The sequence below is a fragment of the Streptomyces sp. NPDC029041 genome (assembly GCF_040637515.1).
Classification (GTDB): domain Bacteria; phylum Actinomycetota; class Actinomycetes; order Streptomycetales; family Streptomycetaceae; genus Streptomyces.
Genome location: NZ_JBEZWO010000017.1, coordinates 119628 through 132733, shown reverse-complemented (window position 1 = coordinate 132733; position 13106 = coordinate 119628). Strand labels below are relative to the sequence as shown.

At 72.7% G+C, this 13106-nt stretch carries 11 protein-coding genes and 1 pseudogene; 5 read left to right on the top strand and 7 right to left on the bottom strand.

The features are described from left to right. Positions 1-47: 47 nt before the first annotated feature. Both AB0F04_RS33480 and AB0F04_RS33475 read right to left on the bottom strand, forming a co-directional pair. Complete coding sequence (locus AB0F04_RS33480) at positions 48-464, bottom strand: hypothetical protein (RefSeq protein WP_362048726.1); 417 nt, start codon at positions 462-464, stop codon at positions 48-50. An 85-nt stretch (positions 465-549) separates the two neighbouring features. Continuing rightward, complete coding sequence (locus AB0F04_RS33475) at positions 550-1332, bottom strand: hypothetical protein (protein WP_362048723.1); 783 nt, start codon at positions 1330-1332, stop codon at positions 550-552. 544 nt (positions 1333-1876) lie between these two features. On the opposite strand from AB0F04_RS33475, the gene AB0F04_RS33470 reads away from it, so the two are divergent. After that, positions 1877-2509, top strand: coding sequence for a transglycosylase family protein (locus tag AB0F04_RS33470; protein ID WP_362048720.1), 633 nt, complete (start codon positions 1877-1879; stop codon positions 2507-2509). A 118-nt stretch (positions 2510-2627) separates the two neighbouring features. Here AB0F04_RS33470 and AB0F04_RS33465 read toward each other — a convergent pair whose 3' ends face one another. From AB0F04_RS33465 to AB0F04_RS33455, 3 genes are read right to left on the bottom strand one after another with little or no spacing between them, the layout of a single operon-like run. After that, positions 2628-3269, bottom strand: a complete 642-nt coding sequence (locus AB0F04_RS33465) for an ATP-binding cassette domain-containing protein (RefSeq protein ID WP_362048717.1) — start codon at positions 3267-3269, stop codon at positions 2628-2630. Continuing rightward, positions 3266-6172 carry an ATP-binding cassette domain-containing protein gene (locus AB0F04_RS33460; RefSeq protein WP_362048714.1) on the bottom strand — a complete coding sequence of 969 codons (2907 nt, stop codon included), beginning with the start codon at positions 6170-6172 and terminating at the stop codon, positions 3266-3268. Before AB0F04_RS33460 ends, AB0F04_RS33465 begins: the two co-directional genes overlap by 4 nt. Then, complete coding sequence (locus AB0F04_RS33455) at positions 6172-6648, bottom strand: hypothetical protein (protein ID WP_362048711.1); 477 nt, start codon at positions 6646-6648, stop codon at positions 6172-6174. The genes AB0F04_RS33460 and AB0F04_RS33455 overlap by 1 nt, the downstream gene beginning before the upstream one ends. Before the next feature lie 145 nt (positions 6649-6793). On the opposite strand from AB0F04_RS33455, the gene AB0F04_RS33450 reads away from it, so the two are divergent. The 3 genes from AB0F04_RS33450 to AB0F04_RS33440 are packed head-to-tail and all read left to right on the top strand — an operon-like array spanning position 6794 to position 9697. Next, on the top strand, positions 6794-7357 hold the full coding sequence (locus AB0F04_RS33450) for a hypothetical protein (protein WP_362048708.1): 564 nt from the start codon (positions 6794-6796) through the stop codon (positions 7355-7357). Continuing rightward, complete coding sequence (locus tag AB0F04_RS33445; protein WP_362048705.1) at positions 7332-8618, top strand: ABC transporter substrate-binding protein; 1287 nt, start codon at positions 7332-7334, stop codon at positions 8616-8618. Before AB0F04_RS33450 ends, AB0F04_RS33445 begins: the two co-directional genes overlap by 26 nt. A 38-nt stretch (positions 8619-8656) precedes the next feature. Further along, on the top strand, positions 8657-9697 hold the full coding sequence (locus AB0F04_RS33440) for a YafY family protein (RefSeq protein WP_362048702.1): 1041 nt from the start codon (positions 8657-8659) through the stop codon (positions 9695-9697). Here the strand turns inward: AB0F04_RS33440 and ctaD are convergent. Further along, positions 9594-11264: pseudogene (gene ctaD, locus AB0F04_RS33435) on the bottom strand (cytochrome c oxidase subunit I); the annotation flags it as partial. The gene AB0F04_RS33440 and the pseudogene ctaD sit on opposite strands and share 104 nt — an antisense overlap. Before the next feature lie 444 nt (positions 11265-11708). On the opposite strand from ctaD, the gene AB0F04_RS33430 reads away from it, so the two are divergent. Beyond that, positions 11709-11924 carry an I78 family peptidase inhibitor gene (locus tag AB0F04_RS33430; RefSeq protein WP_053672320.1) on the top strand — a complete coding sequence of 72 codons (216 nt, stop codon included), beginning with the start codon at positions 11709-11711 and terminating at the stop codon, positions 11922-11924. 75 nt (positions 11925-11999) lie between these two features. Here the strand turns inward: AB0F04_RS33430 and AB0F04_RS33425 are convergent, their stop codons facing one another. Continuing rightward, entirely contained in the window at positions 12000-12992 is a 993-nt protein-coding gene (locus AB0F04_RS33425; RefSeq protein ID WP_362048698.1) for a phosphatase PAP2 family protein, read from the bottom strand. Positions 12993-13106: the final 114 nt, after the last annotated feature.

Below are 13106 nucleotides of genomic sequence, written 5' to 3'. Positions count from 1 at the left end.
GGCCGCCCCCCCCCCCCCCCCCCCATTCCGGGTGCTTCGCTGCTCGCTCAGCCGTCGCCGCGCCGTCCCGGCGGCAGCGCGGCCGGGACGTAGTGCATCCCCGTGCCGTACGTGCCCGTACCGTACGAGCCGGCGGTGCCGACACGCTGCCACTGCGACTGCTGCCCGGCGGCATGGCGGGCGCTCTGGGCGCCCGCGCTGTAGGCACTGTACGAGCTGCCGTACGACCCGCCGTACGAACCTCCGTACGAGTTCGAACCGTGCGGGGTGTTCCCGAAGGCGGTGAAGCCCAGCTTCTCCTCGCCGCTGCGGTCGCCCGGCAGTGCGCGGAAGGACTTGACGTACTCGGCGTAGAGCGCGTCGTAGATCGGCGTGGCCGATGGGCCGCCCTGGGAGTCCTGGGCCGATCGCGCGGACGGGATCGGCGTGAAGGACTGGCGGCGGGGAACGTCGTATGCGTGCACGTATGTCCAAACGACCCCGCGGGTCGAGGGATGCGGCCCGGGTGCGGCTTTCGCAGGTGGACGGCGTGGACGGGTGACGTTCGGCTCAGGTACCGGCCAGCGGCAGCGTCGAGGCGACCAGCTTCCCGTTCGCCGCGGCCTTGTCCAGCGCGTCCCGCAGCAGGTCCTCGCGCGGCTGGCGGCCGATGGAGCCGGCCGGCGCGGCGAACATCAGGACCTGCTGGTGCTTGTTGGCGGCCGCGCGCCACCCCTCGGTCACCTGGAGCGGCTGGTGCGCCTGCCACCAGGCCACCGGCTGGCCGCCCACCGGGCCGGGCTGGAGCACCGCGTGCAGCCGGCCCACGGCGAGCAGCACCGACCAGCCGTGCAGCACCGGCGGTACGGCGGACAGCTCCGTCAGCGGCATGAAGCCCTGCTCGATGAGCAGCGGCAGGAATTCGTCGCCGCCGCCGGTCGAGCCGGGCCGGGCGATGGCCCCGGTCGGCTCGACCACCAGGGCCGGGTGCAGTTCCCCGCCGATCAGGACCAGCCCGCTGGTCACGCCGAGCACCGCCTGCTCGGGCACCACCTTGTCGGGCTCCAGGTCGACCGTGTCGCCGGTGATGGACTTCACGGCGCCCTGCAGCTGCTCCTCGGTGACCTGCACGACCTGCGAGGGCAGGCACCCGGCGTGGGCGAAGGCGAGGACGGCGGTCTCGTCGCCGATGAACAGGACGGTGCTGGTGCGCTCCTGCGCGGAGTCGCCCGGAGTGCGGCAGGACGTGCAGTCGTAACTGCCCGGGGCGGTCTCTCCGGCGAGCAGGCGGTCGGCTTCTTCGTCGCCGATCTCGGCGCGTACCTCGTCGCTGACGTCGAGCATGCGCGGCACGGGTGGCTCCCTCGGGGATGCGATGCGTGGCAAAGCCGGGTGGCTCCCGGCCCGTGGTCCGGGTCGGTCCCGGCTCATGCAGAAGACAACGGGCGATCTGTGGCGGTAGTCACGCCCCAGGGCGAACGGAATCGAACCATCCAGCGCATGGAGTCACGCCTCGCGCGGAATCGTGCACTCACCGTCAACTCGGGTTCCTGCAAGGGGTGTTGAGTGGGTGAAGTGGGTCACAGATCGACAGGGTGGATGGTCGACAAATCCGGAAATCCGCGAATGAAGTGGGTGTCCGGAAATTGCCGTTACCCGCGGTATCGGTGAACTGGCCTGCCCGGACGGGCGACTGGTTGATGCCGGCCGCCCGCCTCCTTAGATTCCTCCGCCGTGTGCAACGAGCACCGCTCGGGTACGTCCACCGGCCCGCCGGGTTCCCAGGAACCGGGCACGGCACCGCTCCGGTGGGCGGGGCGAGCGCGACTCCCGCGCCCCATGGCGCGGGAGTCGCGCTCCGCCTTGGGGGATCCCGGGTGTTTCGAAAGGGACCTACATGTCCGAATGTGCCGATACCACTCGCTCCACGCCCCGGAAGCACCAGGTTCGTACGACGGCGGTCCTCGCCGGGGCAGCCCTGCTCGCGCCCCTCGGACTGCTGGCCGCGACCGGAAACGCCGCGGCGGCCGACAGCGGAGTGTGGGACCGCATCGCCCAGTGCGAGAGCGGCGGCGACTGGCACATCAACACCGGCAACGGCTACTACGGCGGACTCCAGTTCGCCCCCTCCACCTGGAACGCCTACGGCGGCACGGCCTACGCGCCCACCGCCGACCGGGCGAGCCGGTCCCAGCAGATCGCCGTCGCCACCAAGGTCCAGCGCGCTCAGGGGTGGGGCGCCTGGCCCGTCTGCTCGGCACGCGCCGGGGCGAGCGGCGGCGCACCCGCGGCCGGCCCGGTCACCTCCACCAAACCCTCGGCGGCGAAGCCGTCGAAGGCCCCCGCGCGCGCCGCGGAACACGCGGACCGCGGCTCCTCCCGCGGTGACTACACCGTCCGCCGCGGCGACACGCTGAGCGACGTCGCCGCCCGGCACGGGACCACCTGGCAGCGCCTCTACGCCGCCAACAGGTCCGCCATCGGGGCGGACCCCGACGTGATCGTGCCCGGCCTGCGCCTCAGGTTCTGAGCCGCCGCTCCTCCTCGCCGGGACACATGCCCCGTCCGGTCGACCGACCGGGCGGGGTTCCGGGCGTGATGCCACCCACCCGGCCGTCCCACGGCGCCGGGCGCGCCGGCGTCCCGGATCAGCCCGCGAGCTCACCCGCCTCCCCGGCGAACACGACCGCCCCGCGCCGCAGTTCGTAGACGACGGCGCGCCGGTCCCGCAGGCCGGGCGGCATCCGCTGCTCGGCGATCACCACACAGGCGTCGAGCGCGCCCAGCAACTCGTACGTCCGGGCCGCGACCGAGGGCGACATGCCCTGGGCGGGCTCGTCGACGAGCACCACGCGCGCCCGTGCGAGCAGCGCCCGGGAGAGGGCGAGCATGCGCTGCTCCCCGCCGGACAGGGTGCCCGCGCGCCGCTCCAGCAGGGGGCGCAGCTGCGGGTAGGCGTCGAGGGCCACGGTGAGGTCGCGCGCGGCCAGTTCGAGGTTCTCGCGCACGGTGAGCGAGCCGAACACGGCCCGTCGTTCCGGCACCAGGCACATCCCGCGCCGGGCGCGTTCGTGGGCCGGGACGCGGGTCACGTCCGTGCCGTCCCACACCACCGCGCCGCCCGACAGGGGCAGCGTGCCCGCCAGGGCGTTCAAGGCGGTGCTGCGGCCGGAGCCGTTGCGGCCCAGCAGCACGGTGAGCCCCGGGCGGGGAGCGGCGAGCGTGATGCCGTGCAGGGCCTCCAGGGGGCCGTAACGCACGCGTGCGTCGCGCAGGGAGAGCGTCGTCATCGTCCGGCCCCCGGATCCAGGGCGTCCAGGACCTGCCCGGGCGGACCGGAGGCGACGATGCGGCCCGCGGTCATCACCTGCACGACGTCCGCGAGACCGGCCACCAGGTCCAGATCGTGCTCGACGACGAGGAGGGCCGTGCCGTCGGCGGCCAGGGCCTTCAGGACCCGGGCCAGGGCGGCCACTTCGGCCGTGTCCAGACCGGCGGCGGGCTCGTCCAGCAGGAGGACGCGGGGGCTGCCCGCGAGGACCCGGGCCAGCTCGACGCGGCGCAGCGTCCCGGTGGGCAGTGAGGCGGCGGGCCGTGCGCGTACGGGCCCGTCGAGCCCGAACAGCCTGAGGGTGCGTTCCACCGCGCCCGGGTCGGCCACCCGGCCCTGCTCGGCTCCCACCCGGACGTTCTCGGCCACGGTCAGCGAGGGGAAGACGGCCAGCTGCTGGAAGGTCCGTGCCACACCGAGCCGGGAGCGGGTGTGGGCGGGCAGCGCGGTGATGTCCCGTCCGCCGAGCCGCACGACCCCGCGTTGCGGCCGCAGTGTTCCGGCCAGACAGTGGAACAGGGTGCTCTTCCCGGCCCCGTTGGGCCCCACGACGCCCGTGATCCGGCCGGGGGAGAGGCTCAGGTCCACCCCGTCGAGGGCGGTGAAGCCACCGAAACGGACGTGGAGGTCCCGGGCGGTGAGGAGGGGCGCGGCGGCGGGGGCAGCGGCCATCGGGCGGCGTTGTGAACGCGGTTCGCCGTCTCGGCCCTCCCGCCGACCGGCCGCTCCCGCCCCGCCGTGCACCCCACCCGCTCCCGCCTGCTTCCCGCCGTGTGCTCCGCCTGTCGCCCCACTCGGTCCGGTCTGCTTCCCGCCGTGTGCTCCGCCTGTCGCCCCACTCGGTCCGGTCTGCTTTCCGCCGTGTGCTCCGCCTGTCGCCCCACTCGGTCCGGTCTGCTTTCCGCCGTGTGCTCCGCCTGTCGCCCCACTCGGTCCCGTCCGCTCCGCGCCGTGTGCCACGCCCGTCGCCCCGGTCGGCACCGGTGTCCTCCCCGCCGCCTGCGGCTGCGCCGGGTGCAGCAGCGTACGGGCCCGCAGGCCCGCCTCCGTCAGCGTCGGGGTGCGGCGCAGTCGCAGGCGGTCCGCCGTCGTGCGCAGGGCCTCGTACGGACCGCCCGGGAAGCGGCCCACCAGGATCGCCAGGATGCCGACGAGGGCGGCCGCGACCCCGCCGCGCGTGCCCGCGTCCAGCCCGACCAGGAGGGCCGCGGCGGCGAGGGCGCCGAGTGTGCTGTCGGCGCCCAGCACCACCACCGCCGCGAACCACAGCAGGCCCCGCACCGGGTCGTAGGCGCCCGCGTCGAAGGCCCGCAGGCCCATGCCGAGCATGGCGCCGCCCAGCGCGGCCAGCGCGGCACCCGCGACGAACGCCAGCAGCTTCAGGGACGGCACCCGGACGCCCGCCGCCTGCGCGCCCCGCTCGTGGTCTCGCATGGCGGCGAGGGCCCGCCCCGTCCGCCCCCGGCGCAGCGCGTGCGTCACCAGCAGCGCGACCGCCAGCAGGACCAGCTCCAGGACGTAGTACGCCCGGTCCCCGTCGAAGCCCGCCGGGCGGCCGAGCGTGAGGCCCGCCGTGGCGTACGGCTGGGCGAAGACGAAACGGCTCACCCCCACACCGACCGCGAACGTCGCCAGCGCCAGGGCAAGACCCCGGCGGCCGATCGCCGGCCAGCCCGTCAGCAGCCCGAGCGGCGCCACCAGCACGACCGCCACCGCGAGGGCCGCCAGTTCCGGCACGCGGGGCAGGCCCGGGAAGCGGCCCGACGCCAGCAGCGCCGTGAACAGGGCGCCCAGACCCGCGTACGCGCCCTGCCCCAGGGAGATCTGGCCGCCCCGTCCGGTGACCACCACCAGGGACAGCAGGATCACGGCCAGTGCCGGGACCTGGACCGAGGTGTGCAGGTCCCGGCCCGCGAGACCCAGCGGCAGCAGGAACAGCACCAGCACCACGATCCAGACGCCCGGTGCGGCCGGCACGCGCGCCGTGGCCGTGCGCGGTAGCGCGTCCCGCTCCCCGACGCCCGGCAGCACCAGCGCCGCGACCAGCAGCGCGACGACGAACAGATTCGTTCCCACCGCCTGGAGCAACGGCTCGGCCCAGCCCGGCGGATGCAGCCGCGTCAGCTGGCTCTGCGCCACTCCGATGCCCAGCGCCACCACCACCGCGACCGCCAGGCTCCGCATCCGCGCGGCCACCGCGACCGCCACGACCTCCATCACGAGCAGCGACAGACCGTACGGATCGAGCCGTACGTACGGCGCCAGCAGCACACCCGTCAGCCCTGCCGTGAACGCACCGAACGCCCAGCCGGTGGCCGCGACCCGGTCCGCGTCGACACCGCCCAGCACGGCGAGCCGGCGGTCGTCCACCACCGCCCGCAGTTCCCGCCCGAACCGCGTCCGGCGGACCACCGCCGCGACCCCGGCGGTCAGCACCAGCACGACCGCCAGTTGCCCCCACGGCTCGTCCGGCACCAGCACCGGCGCGTCGTCCCGCGCGCCCTGCCCCCACAGCAGCGCCGCACCGCCCACCAGCAGCACGAACACCCCGATGGACGCCACCAGCGTCTGCGCCGGATCACCGCCGAGGACCGCCAGCGGCCGGAAGACGAACCGTTCCAGGACCACCCCCAGCCCCGGCGCCAGCACCAGCAGCGTCACCGCCGCCCCGAGCCACAGCGGCCAGCCCCACTCGACCACGCACTGCCGCAAGCCGTACGCGCACACCATGGCGATCGCGCCGTGCGCGAAGTTGAGCACGCCCGTCGCGCGGTACGTCACGATCAGGCCGACCCCGGTGAGCGCCGCCGCGCTGCCGACCGAGAGCCCGGCGAGCGTGAGGTCGTAGGTCAGCGAGGACATCAGTCGGTTTCTTCGGCCGGTTCGCAGATCGGGCAGGCGTCCAGCTCACCGCTCGCCACCAGCTTGGAGTCCACCGGCACCGCCTCCGCCTTGCCGGCGACCAGCGGGCAGTCGGCGCGATGCCACAGGGTGCCGCCCGGCACCATCAGCAGGTCGCCGCTGACCGCCAGGGGCGCGAGCACCGCCGGGCCGGTCTCCTCCGTCCCGGCCGGCTCGGCCGCCACCAGCAGGCCGTACAACTCCTCCACACGCGCGGCGGCGAGCGAACCCCTGCCCTGGGCCAGCAGCACCGCCCCGGCGATGATCAGCGCGGCCCCGGGGATCGTGCAGGAGGCCAGGTAGGGCAGCTGCCGTTCGGCGTAGCGCTCACCGGAGACCCCGTACCAGCCCACGGCGCACAACACCGCACCGGCGGCCAGGGCGGCCCAGCCGGCCCACAGGACGGGATGCACGGTCCGCAGTCGGCTGGTCCGCATCGCTGGCTCCCACACGTCGGATTCGGCTGTGCGTGCGTCGGGCTGCCTGTTCAAGTCCGCCGATCGCTTGCACTATGCCCTGTGGAAGCTGACCCTGAAAGCACCGGGCGCACATGGCCCGGACCGACACCCGGTGGTGAGCCAGATGGTTCTCGGCAGCGACCTCAGGCGGGGGAACGCGACGGGGGGTCCACGCACCGCGGGACGGGGTACGGCGATCGCGACCGCCCTGGTCCTGGCCCTGGCACCGGCCCTCGCGGCGTGCAGCGACGACAGCGGCGGCGGCAGCGGGAGCACCCCGCCCGCACCGACCGCGGAGCGCACCACGAGCGCCCCGGCCAGCGCACCGGCGGACCGGGCCGCGGCGGAGGCGGAGATCAAGCAGAACTGGGAGAAGTTCTTCGATCCGCAGACCTCGACCGAGGACAAGCAGGCCGTCCTGCAGAACGGCGACCGGATGGGGCCGGTCCTCCAGGCCTTCAGCGGCGACGAGCGCGGCGGACAGGTCCAGGCGAAGGTCACCAAGGTCGAGTTCACCTCGGCGACCGAGGCGGACGTGACGTACACGCTCACCCTGAAGGGCGCCACCGCTCTGCCGAACGCCTCCGGGACAGCCGTCGAGGAGGAGGGCACCTGGAAGGTGTCCGTCAAGGCGCTGTGCTCGCTGGTGCAGATGAGCGGTAATGGGTCGCCGGTCCCGGGTTGCTGAGATTCTCGCCGCGGTGCTGCTGCTCGCCCTGAGCGCGGCCTGCGGCAGCCGGCTCCCGGAGAGCGACTTCGAACACGACGACCGCACCCCCGCACCCCGCGACGCCGCACCCCTGCGGGTCGGCATCATCACCAGCGCCACCAGCCCGGTCGGCGGCAGCGCCTTCACCGGCCCGCGCGACGGCGCCCTGGCCTTCTTCGAGCGGCTCAACGCGCGCGGCGGCATCGACGGGCGCCGGGTCGAGGTACGCCGTTGTGACGACGGCGGCAGCGGCGTCGGCAACAACGAGTGCGTGCACCGGCTCGTCGAGGAGGACGACGTCGTCGCCCTGGTCGCCACCACCGCCCTCGACTACGCGGGCGCCTCCCGCGTCTCCCGCGCGCGTGTGCCCGACATCGGCGGCCAGCCCATCGGCGCCGCCTACGACACCTACCCGCACCTCTACGGCATCTACGGCAGCCTCGCGCCCCGCGACGGCACCCCCGGCTGGGACGGCAGGCTGTACGGCGGCACCGAGGTCTACCGCTACTTCACCCGCGAGCACGGCGCCCGCACCGCCGCCGTCGTCTCCTACAACCAGTCCGCCTCGGCCGCCTACGCCCGGCTCGTCGAGCGGGGCCTGCGCGCCGAGGGCTACAAGGTCGTCACCGAGCAGGTCGACTTCGCCCTGCCCAACTTCCGCGCTGTCGCAGCCGATCTCAAGGAGCAGGGCGCCGACCTGGTGTTCGACGCCATCGACGCGCACGGCAACGCGCAGCTCTGCCGGGCGATGGACGAGGTCGGCGCCGTCGTCACCGCCAAGGTGACCAACGTGCAGAACTGGACGTCCACCGTCGCCGAGGACTACAAGGACTCCCCGCGTTGCCGCAACGCCCTCTGGGCGACCGGCGCCAGCCGGAACTTCGACGACACGGGCGACCCGGCCGTGCGGGAGTTCCGCGAGGCGACGAAGGAGCTGAAGACGCACTCCCAGTGGCAGCTCGAGGGGTGGGCGGCCGCACGGTGGTTCACGGACGCGGCGAAGTCCTGCGCGGCCACGGGCGTCACGCGCCGTTGCGTCGACGCGTTCGTGGACCGCAGCCAGGGCTACACGGCCGGAGGCCTGCTGCTCCCCGTCCGGTTCGCACGCCTGCCCGAGCCGCCGCGGACGAACAGGACCTGCCTGTCGGTGGCCCGCTGGCAGGACGGCAGGGGCTGGGTGGGCCAGGGCGACATGAACCGCACCTGCTTCACCGTCCCGCAACTGGCCTATACGCCTTGAGGACAGTGGCTGTCCGCAAGTCCTGGCAGACTCGCCCCATGTTGGAGACCTCGGCCCGTCTGCTGCGTCTGCTGTCCCTGCTCCAGGCCCACCGCGAGTGGTCCGGCGCCGACCTGGCCGGCCGGCTCGGCGTCAGCGCCCGCACCCTGCGCCGGGACGTCGACCGGCTGCGTGAACTCGGCTACCCGGTCAACGCCAGCCCCGGCACCGGCGGCGGTTACCAGTTGGGCGCGGGCGCCGAACTGCCGCCGCTGCTCCTGGACGACGACGAGGCCGTCGCCGTGGCGGTCGGGCTGCGCACCGCCGCCGGGCAGGGCATCGACGGCATCGGCGAGACCTCGGTGCGGGCCCTCGCCAAGCTGGAACAGGTGCTGCCGAACCGGCTGCGCCGCCGCGTGGGAGCCCTGAACGCCTTCACCGTGCCGATGCTGCGCAGCACGCTGCCCTCCTCGGTCGACCCGGCCGTGCTCACCGAACTCGCCCATCTGTGCCGGGACGCCGAGCGGCTGCGCTTCGAGTACCGCGGCCACGACGGCACCCCCTCCCGCCGCACCGTCGAACCGCACCGGCTGGTGTGCACCGAACGCCGCTGGTACCTGGTCGCCTGGGACCTCGACCGGGACGACTGGCGCACGTTCCGCGTGGACCGTGTCACGCCCAGGCCGCCGCACGGCCCGCGCTTCACCCCCCGCAAGCCGCCCGCCGAGGACCTCGCCGCCTACGTCTCCCGGGGCGTCTCCACACGCGCGTACGCCACCCACGCCGTCGTGCGGCTCCTGGTGCCGCTGGAGGAGGCCGCCGAGCACATCTCGCCCTCGGCCGGGGTGCTGGAGGCCGAGGGGCCGGACAGCTGCCTGCTGCGCTGCGGCGCCGGGAGCCTCGACGTGATGGTCATCCACGTCGTGATGCTGGGCTTCGAGTTCGAGGTGCTGGAGCCGGTCGGGCTGATCGAGGCGATCAGGAGGACCCGGGACCGGCTTGATGGCGCTCTGGCTCGGGCTGCGCAGTCACCGCCGCGTACTCGGGATGGTGCAGGTCGAACGCCGGGGACTCCGAGCGGATCCGGGGCAGCGTCGTGAAGTTGTGCCGCGGCGGTGGGCACGAGGTCGCCCACTCCAGGGAGCGGCCGTAGCCCCACGGGTCGTCGACCTGGACCTTCTCGCCGTACCTGGCCGTCTTCCACACGTTGTAGAGGAACGGCAGCGTCGACATGCCGAGCAGGAACGCGCCGATGCTCGACACCGTGTTGAGCGCCGTGAACCCGTCCGCCGCGAGGTAGTCCGCGTACCGGCGGGGCATGCCCTCGGCGCCCAGCCAGTGCTGCACCAGGAACGTGGTGTGAAAGCCGACGAAGAGCGTCCAGAACTGGATCTTGCCGAGCCGTTCGTCGAGCATCTTCCCGGTGAACTTCGGCCACCAGAAAAAGAAGCCGGCGAAGATCGCGAAGACCACCGTCCCGAAGACGACGTAGTGGAAGTGCGCGACCACGAAGTACGTGTCCGTCACATGGAAGTCCAGCGGCGGCGACGCGAGGATCACCCCGGTCAGCCCGCCGAACAGGAAGGTCACCAGGAAGCCCGTCGCCCACAGCATGGGCGTCTCGAACGACAGCGAGCCCTTGAGCATGGTGCCCGCCCAGTTGAAGAACTTCACCCCCGTCGGCACCGCGATCAGGAAGCTCATGAAGGAGAAGAACGGCAGCAGCACCGCGCCCGTGGCGAACATGTGGTGCGCCCACACGATCATCGACAGGCCGGTGATCGCCATCGTCGCGCCGACCAGCGTCAGATAGCCGAACAACGGCTTGCGGCTGAAGACCGGGATGATCTCCGTGATGATCCCGAAGAACGGCAGCGCGATGATGTACACCTCGGGATGGCCGAAGAACCAGAACAGGTGCTGCCACAGGATCGCGCCGCCGTTGGCCGCGTCGAAGACCTGCGCGCCGAACCGCCGGTCCGCCTCCAGCACCAGCAGCGCCGCCGCCAGCACCGGGAACGCCATCAGAATCAGGATCGACGTGAACAGGGTGTTCCACACGAAGATCGGCATCCGGAACATCGTCATGCCCGGGGCGCGCATCCCGATGATCGTGGTGATGAAGTTGACCGCGCCGAGGATCGTGCCGAAACCCGACAGCGCGAGCCCCATGATCCACAGATCGGGACCGAGACCGGGCGAACGCTCCGCGCTGTTGAGCGGGGCGTAGGCGAACCAGCCGAAGTCGGCGGGCCCTGAGGGCACGAGCAGCGAGCCGAGCACGATCAGCCCGCCGAACAGGAACAGCCAGTACGAGAACATGTTCAGCCGCGGGAAGGCGACGTCGGGCGCGCCGATCTGCAACGGCATCAGCTCGTTGGCGAAGCCCGCGAAGCTCGGCGTCGCGAACAGCAGCAGCATGATCGTGCCGTGCATCGTGAACGCCTGATTGAACTGCTCGTTGTCGATGATCTGCAGGCCCGGACGGGCGAGCTCGGCGCGCATCAGCAGCGCCATCACCCCGGCGATCAGGAAGAACACGAACGACGTGACCAGGTAGAGATGGCCGATCTTCTTGTGGTCCGTCGTCGTCAGCCAGTCGACCACCACCCGCCCGTGCCGTGTGCGCGGCTCGGACGGCGTCACCGGTACGGTCTGCGTCCCCATCGCTCGCCCCTTCGCTCATCGCGTACCGGGCCCGCCGTAGCCCGCGCCACACGTACCCGCGAGCTCACGCCATGATGCTCGCGTCACCGCGAGGTCCGACAGGTGGCGAACCGGCCTCCGGGTGCAGAAGCCACGCATTTCCTGTACCGCGCCGACTTCACCCGGCCGGTCCGGCAGCGGAAAGGAACGGAGGTCGCAGGTACTTCTCCCGGAACTTTCAGCCGGGCTTTTCCATGAGCTCATGGGACACGCTGGGAATTGAGGTCGAATGCCTGCGGAAGGCCTACGGAACCGCTCGTCCGTGTGACGGACAGCTCCCGAAACGCCTGTCGTGATCTTGTGACAGAAGCGTGACGGGAGGCGGACAGTGACCGGCCGCGACCCGGCCCGGGCGGTCGCCGGCCCGGACTTCCGCGGTCGCCGGACAGGACATAGCGTGGCGGCATGGCACCGACTCCGACACCTTCCGCGGAACCCGACGACAGCCCGGACACCTATGTCGGCCTGGAGGCCGGCCGAGCCGAAAGCCTCGCGCGTGAGCGTGGCTGGCCCACGGTGCGCGCGCTGCCGCCCGGGGCGATCATCACGATGGAGTACCGCGTGGGCCGGCTGAACTTCGAGGTCAAGGGCGGCCGGGTGGCGCGGGCCTGGAAGGGCTGAGACCCGGCGAGGGCCCCGGTTCCGCTCCGGAACCGGGGCCCTCGCAGTGCCGGGGCGGTGCGTAGCGGCCGGTGGTCAGCCGCCCGTCACCGGCCGGGCCGACGAGGCGGAACCGCGCGCATGGCGATCGGCCTGCGGCGGACGGCGGCTGCCGGCCGGGGTGACCGGCGAGCGCTCCGAGCGGACCGCGTGCGCGCCCGGCGCCAGATGGACCGTGGGCCGCGGTGAGCGGGCCGCGACGTCGTCCCGGTCGGGCAGGGGCGTGACGACGAGGGGCGGCGCGCCGGCCGGAACCGCCGAGGTGCGGCGCCTGCGGGCCCGCAGACGGTCGCGCAGGTCGAAGATCGCGTTCTCGGCACGGGCGATCAGCGGCTCGAACCACGGCAGGCCGAGCAGGATCAGCAGACCCGCCGTCCAGCCGAGGAGCACATCGCTCAGCCAGTGCGTACCGAGGTAGACGGTGGCCATCCCGACGCCGAGCGAGGTTACCGCCGACACGGCGGACAGCCAGCGCTGCGCTCTGGCGCTGGAGGCCAGGTAGGCGAGGATGCCCCAGGTCACCACGGCGTTGGCGGTGTGACCGCTCGGAAATATATCGCCGCCGCGCCACATCTCGTTCGAGCCGATGACGGTCGCGTAGTGCGGCCCCAGACGGCCCATGCCGTACTTGGCGGCGCCGACCGTGATGTTCAGCAGCAGTAGCGAGACGCCGAGCGCGAGCAGCGGCCGCAGGGTGTGCTGCCGCCAGGAGCGCCAGCCCAGCCAGGCCGCGACCATCACGGCGGTCGGGCCGCGCTGTCCGAGGACCACGTAGTAGTCGACGAACCGGTGGATCTCCGACCACTGCTGGTACGGGCGGAAGAACATGACCTGCCAGTCGAGCCGGACCAGCCAGGACGTGATCACCACGGCCCACACGATCGCGCCGTAGAAGGCAAGGGTCGCCGCGAAGAGCACGATGCGGTGCCTGCTCATCTTCGGCACATCGATGTGGGCCGGTCGTTCCGGCTCACGGTCCAGCCGGGCGAAGACCCGGTCCAGACGGGTGAGCTTCGGTTCGGTACGCACCCAATCGACGTTACAGCGAGTGAGCTGAGATCCCGGGCGAATCAACGGCTTTGTGATGACGATGTGATGTGGGATTCCTCTCAGGAGCGGGTTTATTTCCAGCGAATCTGCAAT

Excerpts from the sequence above, each read along its gene's own strand:
- AB0F04_RS33470 (WP_362048720.1), top strand. The coding sequence starts at position 1,877 with ATGTCCGAATGTGCCGATACCACTCGCTCCACGCCCCGGAAGCACCAG.
- AB0F04_RS33465 (WP_362048717.1), bottom strand. The coding sequence starts at position 3,269 with ATGACGACGCTCTCCCTGCGCGACGCACGCGTGCGTTACGGCCCCCTG.
- AB0F04_RS33460 (WP_362048714.1), bottom strand. The coding sequence starts at position 6,172 with ATGTCCTCGCTGACCTACGACCTCACGCTCGCCGGGCTCTCGGTCGGC.
- AB0F04_RS33455 (WP_362048711.1), bottom strand. The coding sequence starts at position 6,648 with ATGCGGACCAGCCGACTGCGGACCGTGCATCCCGTCCTGTGGGCCGGC.
- AB0F04_RS33450 (WP_362048708.1), top strand. The coding sequence starts at position 6,794 with ATGGTTCTCGGCAGCGACCTCAGGCGGGGGAACGCGACGGGGGGTCCA.
- AB0F04_RS33445 (WP_362048705.1), top strand. The coding sequence starts at position 7,332 with ATGGGTCGCCGGTCCCGGGTTGCTGAGATTCTCGCCGCGGTGCTGCTG.
- AB0F04_RS33440 (WP_362048702.1), top strand. The coding sequence starts at position 8,657 with ATGTTGGAGACCTCGGCCCGTCTGCTGCGTCTGCTGTCCCTGCTCCAG.
- AB0F04_RS33430 (WP_053672320.1), top strand. The coding sequence starts at position 11,709 with ATGGCACCGACTCCGACACCTTCCGCGGAACCCGACGACAGCCCGGAC.